A 23,585-nucleotide genomic window follows, 5' to 3' on the forward strand; every position below is an offset into this window, starting at 1 on the left:
AAATATGCGGAAGGCAATTATTGCGTGATCGGTTGTTGATAGTCGTAATTATATTGTTTCAATATTTTACTATTCTGATCTTTGATTAATTTCAGCCTGCCGAAGCCGTCATATTCATAATTGAGGATATTTCCCTTTGGATCGGTTTCCGATGTCATACCTATGATTGGTTTATAAGTATAGGTAAATACCTGAACCGTAGGAATTGAACTAAAAGCATTTCTCAGATTAGTCAATTGCTCGCTTATTTGTGCATCTGTACCGCTGTTCAGAATTGCCGTATCCAATTTTGTTTTTACGGTATTAAAATCGCTGCCGACTATTCTTGCCACCGGATATTGCCCATTATACCCCCAGAGATAAACTGTAGTCATCCCAGCTTGATCTTTAACCTCCAGTGGATTTCCTTTTCCATCATATGCACCTGCTTCTAAATTTGGACTGATATAATGCAGGTCTTTGGTTGTGCCATCAAACAAGGTGAAAGCACTTAACGAAGAATTTGTTTCCAGTTTATATGACTTGTCCGGTAAAAACATGGTATCTAAATTACCCACTACCGGCTTATACAGGTTAAGGGTACTTCCTATAACCTCAGACTCCAGGTAGGAGATAGACTCGATCGGGTAGTTAAGCATATTTCGCCGTGTCATTGCACTGTATACCGGTGATGTCACATCAAAAGGATAACGGTAGTTAGTTTTTTTGAATTTCCCTGTGCTGGTACGAAGTTCTTTAGAGGAAGGTAATTTATACTGGTTATAGAAATATGTGGAGTATGTCTCGACCCCATTAGATCCTGCTGTATCAAAAGCGATTTCTGTGGAACTGGAAATTTTGCATGTATTAAAATAGTATCTGGTCACCATATAGATAGGGTTAATGGATTGATTGGGATCTTCGCCGTAATTTGGGCGGATCAACACTCCATTGCCAACAGATGAAGGAGGCGAATAAAAGTCATATATGTTTGTCAGCTTTTTCACCATTTTCCCTTTATAGTCGTAGGTAACTGACTCAATCAATTTCCCCCGTTGATAACCTTTATTTCCTCTTTTACCAACTGCAATATAGTTGGTACCTCCGCCGGGCGCCACGTCATCGGGATAAGCGTCAAAATTGGAATACCTGGTAGTTACAAAACCAAGAACACTATCATTTTTATCTTTTGTTATTTCGGTTACCTCAGAATATCCTAAGGGGCTACCCTCCGTTAACGCCGCAGGCCCCTGGGGAGTAGCAAACGACTGTCCGCTTCCATTAGCACCTGGTGACGGCCTAAGCACGAAATTGGGTCTGTTGCCCAATATTCCACTGGACAATTGAGGATTATAAGATTGTTTAGAGTAATCCTTGCTATAGATATATTCTTTAACCAGATCAATACTTGATTCACTGCTTTTATGATATATTTTTTTTACTCTTAGACCTGGGCCGACTTTTTTAGTAATTGCGACTGGTATTATTTTTTTGTAGCTGACAGCATACTGCACATTATCTGCTGTATTTACGGGAATGCCAAGAAATCGTTGTAAGGCTGCAATATCATAATGCCCTACAGGCAAAGTTACATTTCTGGGGTTTGTAAGACCCGGACCTGTGATGGTTGCATAAATTGGCGTTGTTATTTCAAAAAACTGTACAACAATACCTTGGCCATTCGCATTTCCGAACTTATATAATATCCACCGCGATATAGATTCATCCCACCTCCATTTCACCTGGAAATAATGTTGTCCTGTATCAAGTGTATAATCATAGAAATAAGAATAGTCGTTGGGCTCATATTCAAGTAAAACGCTGCCACCTGTAGGGTATTTGATTTGTTTCAGAATATCAGCCTGGACAAACGTCGGATTGGGTTCCCGGTTTAGGGAAAAATAGAATGGCATATTAACACCATCGGGCCAAACCGTTGTGGCGAGAGTTGTTATTTCCGGATTACTATTATAGTATCCATAGAAGTCTGTTTGGCCCGACTGATATGGCGGCAACTTGACAGCATTATTATATACAAACTGATGTGGTGGAAGGCTTCCATTGATGCCTTTTTCCATCACTGAAAGCAATGTTAGCCGCTTGTTGGCTGCAGAGTCATAAGTGAATTCAAAACTTTTTTCTCGAGCTGCTTTGAACTTATTGTACACCACAATAGAGTCTAACCTTTTCCAATTCTGCAGATCCGTTAACCCGTTTTTTAACTCATTTGTGGTTGATGTAAAGAAATCTAACCGGGTCGATGTGCTTTCAATACTTTTTAGGTAAGCATGGAAAGTAGCGGTTCTATAAATATAACCCCTACCGTCCCACGCCGGATAGTCACCGTTGGGAAGCGGGGATAACTGGGAAGTATAATTGACTGTATTACCCGAAGGAGTTCTATTTTGTACTTTGGGGGTATATGTATAATTAACGACTTCTCCATTGGGATAGATGATTTGTTGCAGATACCAGGCAGTGGCATATCCGCTCCCGGAAGGGGCATTATTTACTATGTTACAGGAAGTTTCGATCAACTCTCTCAAATACCCGAATCTATACTTTGTACCATCGTTTTTCGTAATTGTAAACCCTCTAAATGGATGAGTTGTACCACCCTCTAATACATCGTATAACCTTGGGTAATCGGGGGTTCCTGTTCCTTCTATCTCAACTTTAACACTGGGATCTTCTATCATTTGGAACTTACCGTAACTATTTATCATAAATTGGCCACTTAGCCCGTCTGCATTTACATAAAATTCATCCGGACATCCGTCAGCGGTTGTACAAAGATCATTCCAGCACGTTGAACCTCCATCACCTGGGCTCGTAAAACTTATAGGTAATGTGATGGTACCTGTATAAGCGTATTTATAATAATATCCAATTTGCTCGGTTTCATCAGGTATAAAATCCATGATTCTTGTGACGACTCCCCCTGCATTTAATGTCCAGTTATTTCCCACCCATCCGGGATGAACATCAGGTTGTACCCCGCTTGTATTGTAGCTTAGCGAGATAGGCGGTAACATTTTGTCTTTGCCGACATTGATAGGGATATTTGTCGATGCCTTTCCAGTATGCAGACTAACTGGCAAATTACCTACTAAGCCCAAATTGGTAGCTTCCGGGCTGGGGAATTGTACCATTAGCGCATTTTGAGCACTCATATTAGTTGACACGATACAAGCATACAAAACCAAAAGTATCCTGGATAGGGGTTTGAATATTAATGCCATAAAAAGAGGGTTATGATAATTTTAAAATCGTAATAGCTAGTAGTACAAATATTCTGAAGGATGTTTTGCTTTGTTATAGTTTAATTCATTAGATTACTCACCAATAATTTTTATTTTAGACAACTTTATTCATCTAATTAATCTTTGTGTTAATTATAGGTAATACAGCCTTTAAACGCTCCATTTCCTCTTTACAATTGTCTGGCATATCCCGTTCAATAATTAAATTACTATAAGTAGTTACAAGCTGATTTAAAGCAGGATTGCCTGCTAATTTAGCTGCTATAACTCCTTTAATAAACCGAAACAGGTCATTATACATATGTACTGAGTACTCTTTAGGATGCGAATTTAAGAGCTCATCTATCTTCTTTACAGTATTATTAGTAAGAAAATAGGGGAAAGCTACTTCCTTGAAGTATTTCAAGAGCTCCCATGAGACATATGGGATGTTCTTCTTTTCAAAAATGAATAAATCCAAACTCTGATTTCTATTTCTATTAATGCCATCCGGATTGGCCATTAAATCTGCTACGCTATTGCCAATTGTCACAAAATTCCAATCTGTTTTTAAATAGGAGTTTATAGTAATTTCCTTATAATATTTCTCTATTGATGATATGTTGATATAGATTTGTGGTTCAATTTGAAATCCTTTTTCCCCGGATTTGATATTTGTTGTATTATAAATAAGATAGAAATAAAAATAAATAGCATTTTCATCTTTGCGGAAAAATCCTTGTTCTTTGAAATTAGGCTTAAAGTTGTATAACCTCACTCCCTTTTCCATAAATTCCAGGATGCCGTTTAGAATTTCTTTCTTTGTCATAGTTCTTAGTTAACCTACATATTAGACTCCAATCATTGGCCAAATTTCTTTAAGCCGTTGCATTTCGTCTTTGCAATTGTCCGGCATGTCGCGTTCGATAATTAAGTCACTATATATAGAAAACAATTTATCAGCTTTAGGACTTTTGCTTAGTTTAGCTGCAATTAAACCCTTGATAAACCGGTATATATCGTTACTCATATGAACACAGTATTCATAAGGATCCTTATTCAATATTTCGTCTACTCTCGCAATTGTATTATTTGAAAGCATATAAGGGAATGCAGTTTCCTTAAAATGCTTCATGAGTTCCCATGATACATATGGAATGTTTTTTTCTTCAAAAATGAATAAATCGAGGCTTTGATTTCTTTTCCTATTAATTCCGTCAGGATTCGCATTTAAATTTGCAATACTATTCCCTAGTGTCACGAAGTCTGTCTCTTTTTTAAGCTCAGTGTTCTGCGTAATTTCCCTATAAGAATTTTCAATGTCTTTTACATTTATCCAAACATAGGGTTCAATTTGAAACCCCTTTTCTCCTGTTTTTATAATTGTTCGATCATATATCAATAGCTGATATAAGTATATTAGCTGCTCCTCTTGTCTTATGAAATATTGCTCTTTAACGTTAGGTTTAAATTCATACAGTTTCATTTCATTCTTGAGTGTTTCAAAAATACTCTGAAGAACGTTTTTCTTTGTCATAGTTTAATTCATTGGATTACTCACCAATAATTTTATTTTAGACAACATTATTAATCTAATTAATCTTTGTATTAATCATAGGTAATACAGCCTCCATCTCTGGTATAGCATGGATCCCAACTTGCAAATTGATAATATCAATTCTTAAATAAATTCCACCATGATTTTCCATGTTCCATTTTCTTCGGGAAAAAGCCTTCTGGAATATCTCCCTCAAAGCGCATATCTATAACAGTCGTATAGATGTAAGCATATAATTCATCCTCTCCCCCATTCTGTATTCGTTTAATTACCCTTTGAACGGGCCAAATAACTATATTATTAGCTGATATGATTGAAATATTTATTTCTCCATCTTTGTCTTTGTCATCAACTTGCCATTTCGCTGCCTTAGAATTTCTAATTACAACTTCGCCAATATAGGCTCCAATTGCAAAACATTTGTATCCGAATTGGTTTGTAAATAGCCCACCAGGAATAGGTTGACCATGTTTGATTTCATGGTCAAGAAAATCATCTATTAACTTCACGCTTTCTACAGAGTAATCAAGTTCTTTCTGTAATTCTTTAAATTCTTTTATTAACCAAATTGATGCTTTACTAATATCATTAATTAATGTACCCATATTGAAATTTTGTTTACGACCAAAAGAAATTTAGCAACCGCCACATTGGAATGTAATGGTTAGACTATTTGTTTCTGGTTAGCCCAATTTATTCTTTGTATCAATCACTGGTAATATTGCCTTTAATCACTCCATTTCTTCTTTACAATCATCCGTCATATCCCTTTCTATAATTAAAATTACTATAAGTGGTTACAAGATGATCTAACCCTGGATTCCTTGCTAATTTGGCTGCGATAGTTCCCTTGACAAATCGGTACGGATCAAAATACATATGTACCGAGTACCCTTGGGGATGCGAATTAAATAGTTCATCTATCTTCTTCACAGTGTTGCTGGTGAATAAATAAGGAAAAATTGCTCCTTCGTCTTTACGTATAAATCCTTGTTGTTTGAAATTGGGTTTAAAATTATATAACCCCATTTCCTTTTCCATAAATGCTAAGATACTTTTAACAACGTCTTTTTTTGTCATATTCCGTAATCAACTTACAATTTAATTTCCAATCATTGGCAAAATTGCCTTTAGCCGCTCCATTTCTTCTTTACAATCATCCGGCATATCTCTTTCTATAATTAAATTACTATAAGTAGTTACAAGCTCATCTAACTTTGGATTTTTTCCTAATTTGGCCGCTATGGCTCCCTTAATAAACCGGTACAAATCATTGTACATATGTACGGAATACTCTTTGGGATGTGAATTTAATAGTTCATCTATCTTCTTTGCAGTATTGTTGGTAAGAAAATAGGGGAACGCCACATCCTTGAAGTACTTTAAGAGTTCCCAAGAAACATATGGAATATTTTTTTCCTCGAAAATAAATAAGTCCAAATTCTGATTTCTATTTCTATTAATGCCGTCTGGATTGGCTATTAAATTTGCTACACTATTGCCAATCGTGACAAAATTCCAATCCGTTTTTAAATAAGTGTTTATCGTAATTTCCTTATAATATTTTTCTATCTCTGGAAGATTAATATAAATCTGCGGCTCAATTTGAAACCCTTTTTCTCCTGTTTTGATAATTGTTCTATCATAGATAAGAAAAAAGTAAAAGAAAATGGCGTCTTTATCCCTACGAATAAACCCCTGTTCTTTGAAATTGGGCTTGAAATTATAAAGCCCAATTTCCTTTTCCATAAATTCTATAATACTTCTAATAACTTCTTTTTTTGTCATGTTTCTTTTTTAATATGCTATGAAAGTACCGCTCCTCGAATCCCAACGATAAAGTGCCTTTTGGACTCTACTAGGGTCTATTGTTCTTCCTTCAAGGGGTCCTGCATTTTTCCCTGTTAGAACACCTTTTTCTCCATCATTAAAGAATAATTTTTGTCCATTAGTTAAAGTTCCTCCATCTACCTTAGATTCAAATACACCTAATACCTTATTTTCCTTAACAACAACAAAATCTGCTCTCATCGTGGCCCCATCCATTTTGATGGTTACTTGCTCTAGTATTTCGGCCCCGCTGAATTGAGAAGATAATACATCCCTCGTTAGCGCCTCGCCCATTGCTCCTTTCGCAACTGGAGACATTCCTTCTACAAACGGGTTTACTGTGGTAGCCCCCTGAGATAATTTCCCAAATGCGGAACTTAATGCTCCCAGCCCTTCAACTGCTTTTGCCCCCGCATATTCCCACGCAGCTACTTCTACCGCTGACTTAACGATGTTAAAGGCTGCTCCATTCTGTGTCTCCCAAAGTTGACGTTGGTATTCTTTTTCCTGGGCTATTTCTCGCGCGATCACTTTACATTGCGGGCAGTCCATTGTTTCGCGTATCGTTGGTTGCCTGGGATCTGGTGGAGGAGCATTCCTGGCCTGTTCGGTTTGTGCCGCTGTATATAATCCCCGCTTATTCATTGCGGCAGGATCATAAGGCCCCGATATACCTTTAGCTAAACTACCATCTCTTGCGTACCAGGGTTCCAGACCATCAATATCTGTTGCATTTGGAAATTCATTCCCTGCAAATTGATAAGTCGAGTAATATGGAAACTTGTCAGCAAGTGGGTCTACAGCGAAAAAACGTCCTAGTTGCTGATCATAGAAACGGTTTTTGTAATCGTACCATTCAATCCCTGATCCATCTGCAAATTCTTTATTCTGTAATTCTTTGCTGTGAAACTTGATTCGATTCTCCGGATACCCCATTCCCTTCAATGCACTAGAGCTTATTGCTGCCATTGCCAGGCCAAAGGGATAATAGTGTGTTTCCTCTATCACCGGACCTGTGGCCTGTGTTACCACTATATTATCAAAGAACACGTCCTGCGCACTTTCATTGCTCGTGTAAATATACAGGAAACCTGCTCTTTTTATCACCATTCGATCCGTCGCCAATGTTTGTAATGCATCAGATACACCCTGTACCTGTTTTACTCCACTATTCTCATTTACGAGGTTAAATTGATCGTCGAACAATACATAATTCAGATAGGCTTTAGGCTTATCTGGCAGATTTTGTGATGGGTCTTTATCTTTCAGGGTCTGATAATTGGTACTTGAGAAGTTAATATTGATAGGAGAACCCGGGCCTGTTGCGTTATGTACTCCATCATTGATCGCTGTACTTCCATTAAAAGTATTAAGCAGCGCAGCGAGCATATCATTTATTGTGGCGCTTGAAGTATTGGCAGCCGTAGACTTATAAAACGCTTTGCTTCCTATCTGAATGGTATCTCCGGCGATTACCCGTAATACAATGGATGGACCTATCTTTTGTCCATTTTGCGCATTCAATTTTGCTACATAACTATTGGGATTCGTAGTCGGATCAGCAGGATAACCAGGCGGTAAAGGGCTTCTTGTATTATCAATATTACTGAATAAAGCATTTTCTTTGGCCGCATTAGCCGTCTCCAGAGTCGCCGCATATATGCTGAAATCACTTTGTTCAGTTAATACCAAACGAGTATTACCAAGACGATCTTTTACAAAATAATCGTACACATAAGCAGGAGCTACGCCAGTTTTATATACCACTCTTACACGCCCTTCATTATGTGCCATAAACAACAATGTGTCGTTCTGGTATACAAATCCACCAGCGTAATTAGTAGTAGTATTTTTGACAGATGATTGCGTGTAATCAGTTATTTCTTTTTTCAATTTGTTACCGAGAGCATCATATTGATACCGAATGACACCCTTGCCCCCAAAGTTGATTTGCGTGGGGAGGTTGAGATGATTATAACTAATGGTGGATATTGATTTATTGAGATCCTTTGACAGGTTACCATTGGGATCATAGCTATAGTCATCACCATTCTTATTGCCGTCTTTGAAATCGCCAAGTGCACTGGAAACGGCACTGGTATCAAATACCGCAGATAGTTTATTGCTATTAGGAAAATAGCTGTATGCCAATTGGTCTATTGGCACAATATTGACGCCCTCCATTCCTTTCTGTGACATCTTCGTGACGTTGCCATTGGCATCATAATTTATCCAGGAAACGGTGAAGTCTATTTTGTCCCGTGTCCACGGGCTACCATTTGCGTTCTGCTGAGTAAAATATGCCTGGGTCAGACGGTTTACCTTATCATAGCTATAGCCATACGCTCTGGGAAGAGGATCATTCCATCCCTTCCAGCGGGTGCCTGATAAATTGCCGTTGTAATTCCTGGAAGCAAAGCCGTAGTCATAGTTTAGTTCCTCGCCCCAATGAGAGATATTATTCCCATTATTGAGATAGTCTTTGTTCAGGCTTTTTAACCAGCCCCGAATATTATATTCGTAGGATAACTGCTCGATGGACTGGTTGTTAGCTTTCCATCCAAGTACTTTATTTTTTTGCTGCCCTAATTCATTATAATCATTTGTGGCAATAGTTCGTTCAAGATTCACATTATCGTTAAGCCGTTTCTTTAAACTAATCACCCTACCTGCCTGATCATATTCATTCATAGTAAGTACAGTGGTTTGCGGAGTAAGGCCACTGCGGGGATTAGTATGTCGCTGATAAGTACTTAATACTTTCCCGTTGAAGTCGTACAATGTTGTTGTAATGTCCTTACCTCCTGCAATGTTGTCACTAACTACATGTATGACCCTGCCTTTATCGTTATACCAGGTGGTAGTTGTCAGCCATTGGTCTGTGTCCAATACACGAACTTTGGTACCCGTTGTCAGGCCTTTGGTCATGGAACCAGGGGCTGTAATTGGTTCTGCATAGGGATTGTTACCCGCCGATGGTAGGGAAAAATCGCCTGACGTGGGGCTTTGTACTCCGGGATAGCTATAATTGTCGTAAAATGTGTAAGTTAAGGGTATCAGTGCGTCCGATGAAATACCAGGTAAAGGATTGGTAACTGTCAAATTAATAATATCACCCTTTAAATTGGGATCTATATAGATATCTCTTGTATTTCCATTACCGCTATCAAATCCATTTTCCAACGTAACGGAATTAGTAGCTACATATGTACTTCGGTCATCAGTAGCTACTACCAAGTCTGAAACACCAGGTGTCTGATAGTAAGTATTACCAGTTCCGGCAGAAGTATTCAATTTTGTTTGCAAAACGTCTCTGGAATCAGATGAATTATATAAAGCTGTTTCAACAGCCCTGTTAAGTCCATCGTAAAAGTTAACCTGCCATTGATTGCGCGCCTTCAGGTTACCATCGCGTGAAAATACCAATCTGTTACGTTGATCATATACCATTTCTACAAGGCTTACACCCGGCACCTTCTTTTCAATCATACGATTGCGCGCATCAAAACGATATTGAAAGCACAATTCATCTGCTACTAATGATAAGTTCCAATTGTTGGATATTTTTTCCACTGCCAGCGGAGGGACTACAAAACGGAGATTTCCCAGAACATCATATATGTAGTAGGTAGAAAGCCACCCCACATGAGCTGTACCTGGCAGATCAGATAGTTGAACTTTCTTTAGTATCAGACGATTCTCCTTGTCTTTATACTCTATTGTCTGGTTACCACTCTCATCAGTCATTACATTTTTATAAAGCTGCCCGGCATCGTAAATGTTAGTACTGACAGGTACCGAGCCGGACATATCCCATATCCTTACGGAATCTGCTATATTATTCGCCTGGTATTGGTGGCTTACAGGATGATTACCCCCTGCTTTTGACCAACTATTGCCAGGAGCATATGTATTGAGGACACGATTTAATGGTGATGGTTCAAAATCGACCTGGCTATAAAAGATGCTTTCATCTTTAACTCCTGAGTTTAAGTTACTATCCTGATAAAATGCTTTTTGAAGATTAAATGGGTCAATTTTGAATTTACCGTCACTGGTATTGCCAGTTTGTGGCACAAAAGGTAAGTACTTGTAAATCTCTCTCCCAAACTCATCATAAATATTTGATGTCACCAAATCTTTACCGGAACTGCTTATTCCTTTGTTTACGACCTGTAGAAGCCTTCCCAATCGATCAAAATATTGTGTTGACTGCTTTACCTCTTTCACGGTGCGTGTAGGGTCACTTACTACAGCAGGATCACTGGTCGGCATGGATGGTTCCCAGGTACGGATATAGTTAATCGTAGGGGCGGAATATGGACCTGGAGTTGTTACAGGTGTCGCAGTTGGTCTGGAATTGTTGGTGGGGGTATTCTGTGCACTGGCGTAGGTTATACAAAGCAGTATTATTACTACGTTTATTAACTTCATGCAGGTACCAGGGTAAAATGGATACATATAAATTATTTTGGGTCCAGGTTAAAACTCTCTGATAAAGAAATAAGTGATAAGAAATACTTCAGCTAATAAATCCACAGGTAATAGGCAATAACTCGATCATCCACAGGGCTGCTACAGGGGGTACTAATACCTAAAAACAATTGTCAATAAAATTAATCCAAAATACACAAAATTCAGTCAAATTACGCCTGAAAGATATTTTTTTTAATAAAATTCCCACTGGGCACGAAAGCCTTCCGTCAGCTTACGGGGATGTAATTTTCATGATCCAGGGTTATTAAACATGAAATGGGACAACAAAGTAATTGTTTGATGATCAGAATAAGGATGATAGAAGACATATCTAACTAAATATAAGATCGTTTGTAGAATGAGGAGTGCCAGCACCAAAATTCGAGAGAAAACTTAAATTTGTATATTCTAAATATTAATTATACCATCAACATATGGAAACCATCACTGTTAGCTCATTCCTGGACTATTACGGAAAAATCCGGAAACGTACCGGCAAAGTAATACAGGCTATACCGCCCGACCAGGTAGAATGGACATACAAGCCTGGCAAATTCACTCTTGGTGATCAGGTGAGGCACATTGCAGCCATCGAACGCTATATGTACGGCGAAACCATTGCCGGCAGACCCAGCGCCTACCAGGGCTGCGGCAAAGATCTTGCTGAAGGATGCGACAATATCGTGGCCTGGTTCAACGAAATGCACCGGCAGTCGATGGAGATCTTCAGCAGCCTGCGGGACGAAGATCTGCAGCGCGAATGTCTGACACCCGGCAATGCTAAAATAGCCACGTGGAAATGGTTGCGGGCTATGATAGAACATGAAATACATCACCGCGCACAGATTTATACCTACCTTGGTATGCTGGGCATACCCACACCGCCAATATTCGGGCTTACTTCAGAAGAAGTGATCAGCAACAGTGTAAAAATCTGATTACAGGCTGCCGGCAGTGGCACTTTATTGAAAACCACTGCCGGCAAAAATCGCTTTTTTGGTATATCGTCTGAAAAGGTTATAAGACTATCAATATGCCGCGTCTGCATTCACTTCCATCTTCCTGTCTTTAACCAAATTAAATTCCCGTAACCCAATATTGACGTCAACTGTATCGAGTTTAGGCCGGCCAATAAAGCCACCAATACCTATCGAACAATTCACAAAATAGGCTTTTCCGGGTTGAATATTTAATATCACCTCATCACTGGATTCCGTCCGTGCAGATATCCTGGAGAGGCCTTTTCTATAAACTCTGATAAGCTGTCTGGAGTTTTTCTTCATACGGCATATAACAGAATCATTCAGTTTCACATTATATGAAATGGCGGTTGCCACATCAGATAGAGGACGATATAAATATAGCAAGGCGTAAGAAGCAGTATCCGGAAGCAATGTTCTTGTGAGGGAATCGGCCAAACGGGCTTTTTCAGCGATCAATCCAGGAATATCAGGGCAGTAGTAAATTTCTCCGAACAAACGATAACAGGTGCTGAACCCATCGGGCAATTTTAGTTCTGTAATTTTAACAACATTTCCTCCTACTTTTACAGCTTTTTCTTTGGCCTGTTCCAGTGTACGCTCATATCCGCAGTCTGACTTAAAACCACCGTCAGTTACTTTTACTTTACCAATTTTCTTTGTGCCCTCAGGTACTACGTCTTCGCTATTGATAATTAATACACCTGTGGTATCTGAAAGGCCATTGGCATCAACTCGTATATAAAGGCCGAGCAAAAATAGTAATGCTACCAGTGATTTCGAATATAGTTTCATTTTTTCAGGGATTATAGTACAGCAATCGTCCGGGGGGCCTGACTGTCTCCGGAGGTGCAATATTAGAGAATTACTACCGTTTTTCCATCTGCCTGAAAAAATCAAAGGAGCAACCGGCATGGCTGCTCCTTTGATCAGGTCTATAAGTAAGGGTGTTGTTATTTTCTTAATCAGGCCTGGCCTCCCTCTCCTGCCGGCCCGCTGTAAGGCTGCTTATCTATCTTCCTGTACGCCCATCCGAATATAAGTGGGAATACCCATAGGGAGAATAACATCGCGCAAAGGATACCTCCAATTACCACCCTCGCCAACGGCCTCGAACTCTCTGAGCCTATACCGTGGGATATGGCAGCCGGGAAGAGGCCTATGGCCGCCATTAAGGCCGTCATCATCACAGGTCTTATTCTCGTATTCACACCCAGTTTAATGGAATTATAGAGCAGATTATCCCCTCGCATACTTATCAGATTCTCCTTAAATCGCGTTATAAGGATAATACCATCCTGGATACAAATACCGAACAACGCAATAAAGCCAATACCGGCAGAGATACTGAAGTTGGTACCGGTGATATGTAACGCTAAAATACCTCCGACCAATGCAAACGGCACATTCGTAAATACCAGGATCGCATCTTTGAAATTACCGAACATACTTATCAGCAACAGGAATATCAAAGCAAGACTGATAGGCACTACCAGCGCCAGGCGTTTCTGGGCTCGCTGCTGGTTTTCAAAATCGCCCTGGAAAGCCATCGAATAGCCGCGGTCTAAATGCACCTTTTCTTTCACTTTCTCCATTGCTTCGGCTATGGTGCTACCCATATCACGACCTCTGATAGAGAATTTCAAAGCCGCATACCGCCGGTTACCATCTCTGAAAATCAGCGCCGGCCCTGTTTTCTGGGTAATGGTAGCGATTTCCTTAATCGGCACTTTACTGCCATTCTGTGTAGGCACCAGCAACTCCCCTATCTGCGCGGGCGTTTTCCGGAACTCTTCCGGGAGGCGTACCCGGATGTCGAATATCTTAATACCTTCATACAACTGGCTGGCTGGCGTACCTCCTGTTCCCAATCCCGTCATCGCCATACTGATAACCGCATTGGCCTGGGCTGCCGCAACGCCATATAATGCCATCTTCTGCTGACTGAGATTAATATCCAGTTCCGGCTGGCCTATATTATGCATGATCCCTAAATCTTCTATCCCTCTTACTTTTTTCAGCACATTAAAATACTCGGTCATCTTGCCTTCCATGTAATTCAGCGAATCACCATATATCTTCAATACAATACTTCCCTTTACACCCGAAACCGCTTCTTCCACATTATCCATAATTGGCTGGGAAAAGTTAAGATTGACGCCAGGAATCACCGACAGCGATTTATTCATCTGAGTAATCAGCTCTTCCTTACTGATTTTAGGGTTCCATTGCGACTCGGGATACATCAGCACATCGAACTCATTATTATAATATCCGGTTACATCCGTTCCATCATCGGGGCGCCCGGTCTGGGACACACAATACTTCACCTGCGGGTACTGCATGAGAATATCCCTGGCCTGTTTTGAAATTTGAACAGACTTATTCAGGTCTATGCTATAGTTGGCCTGGATACGGATCCAGATACTTCCCTCATTCAGCTCAGGCAGAAATTCCGATCCGAGGAATTTGAAGGAATATATACCCACCACCATTACAATAAGAGCTGAGATCACCACTATTTCCTTTCGCTTAAACGCTTTAATGAAGCCCATCAGCATGAATCCCATCATATGATGTACAATAGGGTTATGCTTTTCCCTCACGTTTTTACGCATCAGCATACTGATCATCACCGGCACCAGCGTGAGGGTGGTAATCAGAGAACCCAGCAGCGCAAAGCTCAGCGTATTAGCCAGGGGAGAGAACATCTTACCTTCTACTTTCTGGAAGGCAAATATGGGTAACAGCGCGGTGATAATAATCACGTTCAGGTAGAAGGGGCGCTTTCCGATTTCCGCCGCATTTTTTCTGATCAGGCCCAGCTTACTGAATTTATTAAACCGCTCCATCCCCATCTCCTTAGCCTTGTGGTCCAAGACGACGAAAATCCCTTCCACCATCACAATCGTACCGTCTAGTATTATCCCGAAGTCAACAGCACCCAGAGAAAGCAGGTTGGCGCTCATACCCATTATATGAAGACATATAAACGCAAACAACAGGGATATCGGGATAATAACCGCCACAATGAAAGTGGCCCGCCAGTCGAACAGGAAAAGCGAAATCAGGATAATCACCAGCACAATACCTTCTATCAGGTTGTGTAAAACGGTATGTGTGGCATATTCTATCAGGTCGGCCCGATCATAGTAGGGAACTATCTTAGTGTCGGCCGGCAGCACGGAACTGTTCAGGTAGTCGATTTTTTCTTTCAGCTTCTTTACTACCTCCGAGGGATTTTCTCCTTTACGCATCACCACAATGGCTTCCACCACATCGCCCTGGTCTGTTACATGGCTTTTTCCATCTTTGTCAGTAATCCGGTCACTTCTTCCAACCCAACCCAGTCGCGGTATATTGGATATATCCACCGTGGCTACATCCTTTACCAGGAGCGGCACACCATTATTATTCTGTATAACAATATTCTTGATCTCCTCAATATCATTCAGTAATCCGATACCTCTTACCACAAAGGCCTGGTTATTCTGAAAGATCATGTCGCCCCCAACATTGATATTCGTGTTCTGTACTGCACCAAAAACATCCAGCGGTGTAAGACCAATATTCGCCAGTTTTCCCGGGTCTACTTTGATTTCATACGCTTTGGTTTTTCCGCCGAAGCTATTGATATCCGCAATGCCTGGCACACTCCTTAACTGACGGTCTATTACCCAATCCTGCATGGTTTTGAGTTCCCTTACATCCCTGAAAGTGCTGGTTAGTGTATACCGGTAAATTTCGCCGGTAGGGCCGGTAGGTGGCTGCACGGCAGGCTGCACACCACCGGGCAGGGTAGCATTCGGCAACAGGTTCATGACCTGTTGTCGCGCTTCCATGTCCTTGACGCCATCATCAAAAATTAACTTAATGAAAGAAAGGCCGAAGATAGTGGTTGAACGCAGGCTTATCTTTTTCTGTACCGGGTTCATCGCTATTTCTATGGGGATCGTTACGAACTTCTCTACTTCTTCCGCACTGCGACCGGGCCATTGGGTGATAATTGTTATCTCCGTATTGGTCACATCCGGGAATGCTTCGATGGGCATATTGATGAAAGTAACCACCCCTGTGATGATCAGCAAGAAAGTAATGAACAGAACGAAGTATTTATTCTTGATCGAAAAGCCGATAAGCCTTCTTAATATCTTAGTCATTTTCTTATATTAAAAGATTCTAAGAGCTATTTGTACCGCAGCAATGCAGTTCTATAGTGCAGTTGCTGGCACTCTCCTCTCTTTATTACTAACTGTTCAACGCCTGATAAATGAGGATGACATCGTAAGCAATCACTTTATCGCCTTCTTTTAAACCGGCCGAAATGTAGGTCTGATCACCATTGGAGCCCAACACCTGTACCGGTGTTATTCTAACATCCTTATTACTGTTATATATCAGTACATAGTATTGGCTATGATCAAACATCAGTGCATGTGAAGAAACTGTGAGCGCTTCTTTTCCCAAAGGATTGAGCACATTTACACTGGCAAACATCTGTGGCTTCAGCAGATATTCCGGGTTAGGAAGCACCACACGCACCTTCATTACTTTGCTCGACGGATCAAGCACATTCAGCATTTTATCGACCTTCCCTTTAAATACTTTATCGGGGTAAGAAAGCGTCGTTACATTTACTTCATCCCCCACATGTACCCGGCTGATATTGGATTCATACACATTTGCCTGTATCCATACATTCTTAAGATCAGAGATGGTAAACATGTTAGTACCATTATCTGTACGAATCATGGTATTGTTGGTAATATTTTTTTGAACGATAAACCCATTGATAGGCGATTTCACCTCGTAAATCCCCTGCCGGTTATTTCCGTTTATCTTCAGCACACGCTGCGCCATCTGTAACTGCGCCAGTGCCTGATCGTAGGCCGTTTGCGCGTTGACAAGTTCCAGCTGAGAGGATAATCCGCTTTTAAAAAGGTCTTTTGTGGCTTCCAATTGCTTCTGGGTACTTTTAACAGTGGTTTCTGCAACAATCATATTATTCTCGTAACCCGCCATCTCACTGCTCCTTACAGTGGCTAATGCCTGTCCCTGCTTTACCACATCGCCCAGCTGCACGGTCACATTCTGTACCATACCGCTAACCAGCGGGAATATGTTCACCTGGTTATCCTGGTTAAAATCCACCATCCCCGTAAGTGTGATGGCATCAGTAATCGGGGTCATTCTAACGGTATCTATCTTCAACCGTTTCATGATAGAGTCAGGTATCACATAACCTGCCCGTTCATCACTCTTTTTTTCATCGTTGTTGCCACAGGCGACCAGGGTCGCCATCATTATAACCAGCAACAACTGTAACAGATTGCGTATTTTTAATACTGCTTGCATGGGAGTAGCCTGTCTTTATTTAATTAAAAAAACTGAAGCCGGTATAGAAGTTGATACTTTCCAAAGCGTTCAATTTATTAAGTTGTATTCCGTTTACCTGGAGTGTATTTTGTTTATAAGAATCATAGAAATCCAGAAAGTCCAATAGTCCGATCGTTCGTTTCTTGTAAGCTTCCAGTGCGGCATGAATCAAACGGCTATAGTCGCTTTTGAAACTGGGGTCTATTTTCTGATATAATTTATCTGCGTCTATTGATTGTTGCAGCGCACGGTAAACATTTTCATCAACAGTTTTCTGTACGCTTTGTTCTGCTGCTTCATTCATCTTAATAGCAAACTTCGCCGACTTAATATTCCCCTGATTCCGGTTGAAGAAGGGCAAATTGATAGCAATACCGCCCATGAACAGATCATGTATATAACTACCCTGCTTATCGTAGTTCACGCTAAGTGAAGGGTCAGGAACGGCCAATGCTTTCTGATAGCCATAATTCAACTTACTGATATCTGTATTGGTTTGTGCAATCCTGAGATCTGTACGCCGGTTGTAAGCAGTATCGATGAGTACCCCCAATGGATATTTTAAGGGATTGGAAGATGCCACCAGGTTAGTATCTACCTCAGGCACAAGATAGGTCAGGTTTCTCGCCTGCAGCACCAATTTCAACTCGCTCTGCGTATCGTTGATCTGGTCTATCAGATCCTGATATTCACTCTGGAGGCTGTATAACAGCGCCTTAACCCTTAGAATTTCCTTCTCTGAAACCCAGGCCTTCCCTTCCTTCACCAGATTGTTATATCCGTCTACCACCACCTGTAGTCCGTCTATCTCATCTTTATAAACTTTGGCACTTTGCTGCAGATAGTAAATTGTAAAAAAGTCCGTTCTCAGTGTATACTTCAGTGTTCGAATGAGATCGTACAGCTGATATTCTGCCAGCCTTGTATTAGATTTTGCGAGTTTAATGGATTTATTCCTCTTACCTGCAATAAGTATTTCCTGGCTGATACTGGTAGATGCCTCACCGGAAGTAGAAAAGGGAGAGGGAAACCATTTGTTTTTTTGCACCGGGTCTGCATTCGGATCATGACCAGCTATTGCAGTGGCAAAAGAAAAACTGGGATTGGGATAAAGCCGGGCCTGAATGATTAACGCCTTTTGAACATCAACGTTATATCGTTGTGCCAGTAATAAGAGATTATTTCTCAGAAAAAGATTTTCGGCACTATCCAGTGTTAGATGTAGCGTATCAACTGCCGGCAAGGGATTATTCTGTTGAGCATTCACTCCGATGACACTTAGGCAAAAGCCGAGGCTCAAACGCAACATTTTTTTAAATTGCATAGAAGATATGTTAGCGTAACATTTACGGCGTTAAATTACAGAAATGAATATACAGGGCAAATTAGAATGTTCTAATCCGCCCGTAACAAACACTGTTCTCATTGTATCTATAACGCATACACTCAATACAATAGCGGGTTTATATCCTTTCTAAAAAAATTTCGCTGAGATTAAAGCCGCATTAAAAAAGTGCCTTTGCAATAAGGTCTGCTATGATATTTTGCTAGCCAGCCATTGTATTAATAGGTTACCTACAGCACATGGTCTTATAATAAATATACGGTAATAATGGTAAAGTAAGATGTTTTACTGATATTAATTTTTGATGGAGAATAGCATTATGCAGATAAAGAATCCTAACGTTATTCGCTGTATGATCAATCGTCTTTCCATTGAAATAGCCCAACCTCTTCCATTTATAACTTCCGTCTGTTATATTTGTCTTCATATAACATCAAACCATGAACCCGGCAATAAAAATTTCCGTAGCATCCTCTCTATTAACGCTCACGCTCAACCTTTTTGCACAGTCCGCAAAAACCTTCCACAATCCCTTGCCGGTAGCCTTTGGCGATCCATATGTATTGCATGTAAAAGGCCATCAATATTACATGTACGGAACCGGCGCCGGCGCCAAAAACGGGTTCTCCGCTTATTCCTCCGCCGACCTGATGAACTGGGAAAAAGAAGGCCAGGTATTTTATGCGGGCAACCGGAACGGCTGGAGCGATTCCACTGCCGCCTGGAACGGAGCCTACTGGGCACCGGAAGTATACGAACACCACGGAAAGTTCTACATGTTCTACAGCGCACAATGGAAAGAGAATCCTAATAAAGAAACAGAGAATTTTCGTATAGGCGTGGCAGTTGCAGACAGCCCCACCGGACCATTCATCGACCTGGCCAACAAGCCCATCTTTGATCCCGGCTATCCTGTCATCGATGCCAATGTACTCTTCGATAAAAGCGGCCGCATTTACCTCTATTACTCCCGGTGCTGCTATAAGCACCCGGTAGAAAGTGAAATAGCCGCCTGGGCCAGACAAAAAAACTGGTTTGATACCATAGAAGAAAGTTGGGTGTACGGCATTGAGCTGAAACCTGATTTCAGTGGTGTAATAGGAGAACCCGTGCTGCTCTTACGCCCTCCGGTAAAAATGAGCGATAAACAGGCGGAATGGGAAAGCCGCTCGGTTACGTCAAAAGAAGTCAACCGCCGGTGGACGGAAGGTTCCGTCATCTTTAAAAAAGGCGACACCTATTATATGATGTATTCCGCTAATTATTTCGGTGGCAGAAACTACGCGGTAGGATATGCCACTTCCAAAAGCCCACTGGGCCCTTTTACCAAGGCGGCCAATAATCCCGTGTTGCAGCAAAACACCGGCAAAGGCGGTGTGGTAACCGGAACCGGGCATAACAGTGTTACTTATTCTCCGGACGGGAAAGAAATGTTTTGTGTATACCATGCCCGTACGTTGGCTACAGGAGAAGACCGCGTTGTTTTTATTGACCGGATGAAGATACTCAAAGATGGTACGCTCACGGTAGCCGGCCCCACTACAGCACCACAGGCAGCTCCCGGAAGTAAATAGCAGCCCGCGCTGTAAAGAATGTAATTTTTTTACACCAGCGTACATCGGGAGATGCCGTATTTTTACGGCATGAAATCTATTATCACACTTACGGGAAAACATGGCGTTACGCTGAAAGCCATTGAACACCGCGATCTTAAAGATATGGCCGCATTAGCCAACCACCCTGCTATTGCAGCCAATCTCCGCGATAGCTTTCCTTCGCCTTACTCACTGAAGGATGCGGAAAACTTTCTTGCCCTCATTCAACAGGGGAAACTGAATTATGTGTGGGGTATTTATGTAGAAGATGAAATTGCCGGTGTCATCACACTCACACCTCAGGACGACATTTACCGCCATTCCGCTGAAATCGGTTACTGGCTGGGCATTCCGTATCATGGCAAAGGCGTTATGACGGAAGCTGTATCATTGCTCACGGAATACGCCTTCAGGGAGCTAAACATTCATCGTATCTATGCAGGAGTGTTTGCTTATAATGAAGCCTCCAAAAAAGTGTTGCAGAAAAGCGGGTTCCACCTGGAGGCCATCAAAATAAAAGCTATCATCAAAAACGGTACCCTGCTTGATGAACATCTCATGGTTAAAATGAATATCTGATGACGGATCAAACTTTGATAGTGTCTGAACGGATAATAAATACTTATCAGGATAAAATACTACTCACCAATGTTACACAGAATCATTTATGTTTGCAACCTGCTGAATGCTGTGTAAAACCCGGTTTGTCTAATCCGTTCTGAATCAGCGATGACTGAACAGATGATAAGTATGTAGCAGGTAAAGTGTTCTCACAAATGAATAAATCCACCCCTGGTTTATCCTTAAAAATTATCAATATGCGATATGCATGGCTTTTCCCGGTGTTTTTCTTCCTATCTCTGCCATTTGCTCAATGTCAACAAACCAGTATGCTGGTACTGCCGGGTATCAGGGTGCCTGTTTTGGATACTGCTGCGAACGCACAACTTTTGAGAGACCTCAATGAGTTTCTGTCAAACAAAAACAAACCAGTTGATAGTAACACCCTGGTAGCGCCGGCACATGCACTGGAAACTGCTGCTTTACTTGATGAAATGAAAGACATCGAAAAAAGTACTAATTATAAGAACGATAATTTTTACCGCTGCTATTTGAACAATTTAATTGCTCAACAAGACGGCCTTTTCTCTATTCAACTTTCCTATATAGGCGTACATGACAGCACTTCTCTATTGAGAGGGAGCTTCCACCTTCTCGCTCAAAAGTCTGGTGGCCGTTATTACTTTTACTCGCCGTTGGAACAAATCACAAAGTCATGGAAAGTTAAAAAGAGCGGTAATATTGTCTTTCATTACAAAGATCGGATAAACGAAGCGCAGGCAAACTCCTATGTACAAGTAGTAAAAAAATTCGATGAGAAACTGGGAATTTCCGGTCGTACCATGGAGTTTTATTGCTGCGATAATTTCGGAGAGGCGCAGGAGCTTGTTGGTGTACAGTATAAGAAAGATTATAATGGCATTGCTTACAACTCTTTGTCTGCTTTTCATAAAGATAAGAGCATATGTGTTGCGGGATCCCGTAATAATAACGGGTTTAATGAAGTGGATATTCATGACCTGTGGCACGACAGATTGCATAGCACAGTTGCGGTTGATCAGATCAACCGTCCTGTGGATGAAGGATGTGCCTACTTATATGGCGGCAGCTGGGGTATTTCATGGCCCGCTATCCTGGATACCATCAGGCATTACGCGTCCATTCATCCGGATGCCAATTGGCTGAACCTGTATAATGAGTCTTTTAATTTTTCAGCGGCCAATCAGCCTCCTTTGAATGCCGATTTCATGATAAATGCGTTAATCGTAAAAATGATCGAAAAGGAAAAAGGGTTTCCGAAAGTCATGGAATTATTATGCTGCGGGAAGGCCGAAAGCGGGAATGAAAACTATTTTCGGGCTTTAACCAGGATAACCGGTATTACAAAGGAGAATTTTAATGCTACCGTGCAGTCATTGATAGCTAAAGCTGAATAAACGCAATAACAGGAGCCGGCTACCCATAACCACAATACTGGCAGACCCCGCCAATACTTTTTTCTTTCTGACCTTATGTTCCCGGCTCTTCCCTGCTATCTTTTGAACAGAAAGATGACAAACAACTGAATAATCCCCCATTTATTACCTCCAGTTGCTAAATAACAACTACAAGTAGCGTAATTACAACTAATAGGAGCCTCGTTTTTGCTGATTCCAGCAAGGAAACAGAATATCTTTACAGTGTCGAAAAAATAAAAAATAAAAGTATGGATACTAAGATAATCGGGGGCAAAATTGCCAAAGCACGAAAGGCAGTAAATATGTCTCAGGCGCAACTTGCCCAACAGCTGTTTATTAGCGCCCAGGCAGTTGGGAAATGGGAACGTGGAGAATCTATGCCGGATATTACCACCTTTAACCGTCTTGCCGACATTCTGGGCGTTGATCTTAACTATTTTTCGGAAAACGGCGCATCTGCCGTCAGTGAAATGCCGCCCCTTGAATCCCTCGCGAAACAACCAATGCAGGAGGCTGCTCCTCTCCCTCGCTCCGGCCGTCAGATAGAGATCAACCTTACTGCAGCCAATCTGCAGGACAGCGACTTTGCCGGCGTCATTCTCCACAATGGCAAGTTCAAGGCAAGCCAGCTACGCGGAGCTAATTTCGCCGGCGCAGATCTGACCGGTAGTCTGTTTGAGGTCATCGATGCACGCCAGACCAATTTTGACGATGCCAACCTGACCGACTGCCACTTTTCCGTCACGGAGCTTTCGGAAGCCAGCTTCTGTAACTCCATCCTGGTGCGTACTTCCCTGAGTATGTCTGGACAAGGCGCGAAATTCAGGGATGTAAAGCTGATTGATGTCAAAATAATCAAGACCGACCTGAGAAAAACAATCTTTGAGAACTGTACCTTCAACGGCACTGATTTCACGTACTGCGATCTGCGGGGAATCCGCTTCGACGGGCAGAGTTTCATCGATGTTAAGTTTGATAAGTCTGCACTGAACGACGTTTCATTCAGGGGCGCAACATTCAGAAACGTATCATTTACCCCGCCTTTCTCGCTGACAAACAAAGCATTTCTGGCCATGAAAACCATCTGCTTTGACGGAGCAACGATGGACAAGCTAACCTATGTTGTACTTAAAGGGTTAGGGGTCATCGACCTGTCGAAGGTTACAGTTATATAAAAAGTAAGCAT

The 23,585-nt window shown here is 41.3% G+C and carries 16 protein-coding genes; 5 read left to right on the forward strand and 11 right to left on the reverse strand.

Annotated features, from left to right (window positions below; all coding sequences use genetic code 11):
* Positions 1 to 17: 17 nt before the first annotated feature.
* The 7 genes from UNH61_RS16720 to UNH61_RS16750 form a co-directional block, all read right to left on the reverse strand.
* Positions 18 to 3,221 carry a hypothetical protein gene (locus tag UNH61_RS16720; RefSeq protein ID WP_326993114.1) on the reverse strand — a complete coding sequence of 1,068 codons (3,204 nt, stop codon included), beginning with the start codon at positions 3,219 to 3,221 and terminating at the stop codon, positions 18 to 20.
* Between the two features lie 133 nt (positions 3,222 to 3,354).
* On the reverse strand, positions 3,355 to 4,050 hold the full coding sequence (locus UNH61_RS16725) for a hypothetical protein (protein WP_326993115.1): 696 nt from the start codon (positions 4,048 to 4,050) through the stop codon (positions 3,355 to 3,357).
* 21 nt (positions 4,051 to 4,071) lie between these two features.
* Positions 4,072 to 4,758 (reverse strand): hypothetical protein, encoded by a 687-nt coding sequence (locus tag UNH61_RS16730; RefSeq protein WP_326993116.1) that lies wholly within the window; start codon positions 4,756 to 4,758, stop codon positions 4,072 to 4,074.
* Between the two features lie 137 nt (positions 4,759 to 4,895).
* Entirely contained in the window at positions 4,896 to 5,384 is a 489-nt protein-coding gene (locus tag UNH61_RS16735) for a hypothetical protein (RefSeq protein ID WP_326993117.1), read from the reverse strand.
* A 148-nt stretch (positions 5,385 to 5,532) separates the two neighbouring features.
* Entirely contained in the window at positions 5,533 to 5,859 is a 327-nt protein-coding gene (locus UNH61_RS16740) for a hypothetical protein (protein ID WP_326993118.1), read from the reverse strand.
* Between the two features lie 21 nt (positions 5,860 to 5,880).
* Entirely contained in the window at positions 5,881 to 6,567 is a 687-nt protein-coding gene (locus UNH61_RS16745; protein ID WP_326993119.1) for a hypothetical protein, read from the reverse strand.
* A 9-nt stretch (positions 6,568 to 6,576) separates the two neighbouring features.
* Positions 6,577 to 11,070 (reverse strand): DUF6443 domain-containing protein, encoded by a 4,494-nt coding sequence (locus UNH61_RS16750; protein WP_326993120.1) that lies wholly within the window; start codon positions 11,068 to 11,070, stop codon positions 6,577 to 6,579.
* Between the two features lie 449 nt (positions 11,071 to 11,519).
* Between UNH61_RS16750 and UNH61_RS16755 the strand changes: the two genes are divergently transcribed.
* Entirely contained in the window at positions 11,520 to 12,023 is a 504-nt protein-coding gene (locus UNH61_RS16755) for a DinB family protein (RefSeq protein ID WP_326993121.1), read from the forward strand.
* A gap of 90 nt (positions 12,024 to 12,113) precedes the next feature.
* On the opposite strand, the gene UNH61_RS16760 is transcribed toward UNH61_RS16755, so the two are convergent.
* The 4 genes from UNH61_RS16760 to UNH61_RS16775 form a co-directional block, all read right to left on the reverse strand.
* Positions 12,114 to 12,860: a hypothetical protein gene (locus UNH61_RS16760; RefSeq protein WP_326993122.1), complete on the reverse strand. Its 747-nt coding sequence runs from the start codon at positions 12,858 to 12,860 to the stop codon at positions 12,114 to 12,116.
* A gap of 170 nt (positions 12,861 to 13,030) precedes the next feature.
* Entirely contained in the window at positions 13,031 to 16,225 is a 3,195-nt protein-coding gene (locus UNH61_RS16765) for a CusA/CzcA family heavy metal efflux RND transporter (protein ID WP_326993123.1), read from the reverse strand.
* An 88-nt stretch (positions 16,226 to 16,313) separates the two neighbouring features.
* Complete coding sequence (locus tag UNH61_RS16770; protein WP_326993124.1) at positions 16,314 to 17,420, reverse strand: efflux RND transporter periplasmic adaptor subunit; 1,107 nt, start codon at positions 17,418 to 17,420, stop codon at positions 16,314 to 16,316.
* A gap of 19 nt (positions 17,421 to 17,439) precedes the next feature.
* Positions 17,440 to 18,765 carry a TolC family protein gene (locus UNH61_RS16775; RefSeq protein WP_326993125.1) on the reverse strand — a complete coding sequence of 442 codons (1,326 nt, stop codon included), beginning with the start codon at positions 18,763 to 18,765 and terminating at the stop codon, positions 17,440 to 17,442.
* Between the two features lie 461 nt (positions 18,766 to 19,226).
* On the opposite strand from UNH61_RS16775, the gene UNH61_RS16780 reads away from it, so the two are divergent.
* The 4 genes from UNH61_RS16780 to UNH61_RS16795 all read left to right on the forward strand — a co-directional run bounded on the left by UNH61_RS16780 (position 19,227) and on the right by UNH61_RS16795 (position 23,574).
* Positions 19,227 to 20,360 carry a glycoside hydrolase family 43 protein gene (locus UNH61_RS16780; protein ID WP_326993126.1) on the forward strand — a complete coding sequence of 378 codons (1,134 nt, stop codon included), beginning with the start codon at positions 19,227 to 19,229 and terminating at the stop codon, positions 20,358 to 20,360.
* A gap of 69 nt (positions 20,361 to 20,429) precedes the next feature.
* Positions 20,430 to 20,960 (forward strand): GNAT family N-acetyltransferase, encoded by a 531-nt coding sequence (locus tag UNH61_RS16785; protein ID WP_326993127.1) that lies wholly within the window; start codon positions 20,430 to 20,432, stop codon positions 20,958 to 20,960.
* Positions 20,961 to 21,199: 239 nt separating this feature from the next.
* A complete protein-coding gene (locus tag UNH61_RS16790; RefSeq protein ID WP_326993128.1) occupies positions 21,200 to 22,378 on the forward strand; it encodes a hypothetical protein in 1,179 nt (392 codons plus the stop codon).
* Between the two features lie 269 nt (positions 22,379 to 22,647).
* Entirely contained in the window at positions 22,648 to 23,574 is a 927-nt protein-coding gene (locus UNH61_RS16795; protein ID WP_326993129.1) for a pentapeptide repeat-containing protein, read from the forward strand.
* Positions 23,575 to 23,585 lie beyond the last annotated feature (11 nt).

Origin of the sequence: Chitinophaga sp. 180180018-3 (assembly GCF_037893185.1) — a bacterium.
Lineage (GTDB): Bacteria > Bacteroidota > Bacteroidia > Chitinophagales > Chitinophagaceae > Chitinophaga.

Excerpts from the sequence above, each read along its gene's own strand:
- UNH61_RS16750 (WP_326993120.1), bottom strand. The coding sequence starts at position 11,070 with ATGTATCCATTTTACCCTGGTACCTGCATGAAGTTAATAAACGTAGTA.
- UNH61_RS16795 (WP_326993129.1), top strand. The coding sequence starts at position 22,648 with ATGGATACTAAGATAATCGGGGGCAAAATTGCCAAAGCACGAAAGGCA.
- UNH61_RS16735 (WP_326993117.1), bottom strand. The coding sequence starts at position 5,384 with ATGGGTACATTAATTAATGATATTAGTAAAGCATCAATTTGGTTAATA.
- UNH61_RS16720 (WP_326993114.1), bottom strand. The coding sequence starts at position 3,221 with ATGGCATTAATATTCAAACCCCTATCCAGGATACTTTTGGTTTTGTAT.
- UNH61_RS16755 (WP_326993121.1), top strand. The coding sequence starts at position 11,520 with ATGGAAACCATCACTGTTAGCTCATTCCTGGACTATTACGGAAAAATC.
- UNH61_RS16760 (WP_326993122.1), bottom strand. The coding sequence starts at position 12,860 with ATGAAACTATATTCGAAATCACTGGTAGCATTACTATTTTTGCTCGGC.
- UNH61_RS16775 (WP_326993125.1), bottom strand. The coding sequence starts at position 18,765 with ATGCAATTTAAAAAAATGTTGCGTTTGAGCCTCGGCTTTTGCCTAAGT.
- UNH61_RS16780 (WP_326993126.1), top strand. The coding sequence starts at position 19,227 with ATGAACCCGGCAATAAAAATTTCCGTAGCATCCTCTCTATTAACGCTC.
- UNH61_RS16790 (WP_326993128.1), top strand. The coding sequence starts at position 21,200 with ATGCGATATGCATGGCTTTTCCCGGTGTTTTTCTTCCTATCTCTGCCA.
- UNH61_RS16725 (WP_326993115.1), bottom strand. The coding sequence starts at position 4,050 with ATGACAAAGAAAGAAATTCTAAACGGCATCCTGGAATTTATGGAAAAG.
- UNH61_RS16785 (WP_326993127.1), top strand. The coding sequence starts at position 20,430 with ATGAAATCTATTATCACACTTACGGGAAAACATGGCGTTACGCTGAAA.
- UNH61_RS16745 (WP_326993119.1), bottom strand. The coding sequence starts at position 6,567 with ATGACAAAAAAAGAAGTTATTAGAAGTATTATAGAATTTATGGAAAAG.
- UNH61_RS16740 (WP_326993118.1), bottom strand. The coding sequence starts at position 5,859 with ATGACAAAAAAAGACGTTGTTAAAAGTATCTTAGCATTTATGGAAAAG.
- UNH61_RS16730 (WP_326993116.1), bottom strand. The coding sequence starts at position 4,758 with ATGACAAAGAAAAACGTTCTTCAGAGTATTTTTGAAACACTCAAGAAT.
- UNH61_RS16770 (WP_326993124.1), bottom strand. The coding sequence starts at position 17,420 with ATGCAAGCAGTATTAAAAATACGCAATCTGTTACAGTTGTTGCTGGTT.
- UNH61_RS16765 (WP_326993123.1), bottom strand. The coding sequence starts at position 16,225 with ATGACTAAGATATTAAGAAGGCTTATCGGCTTTTCGATCAAGAATAAA.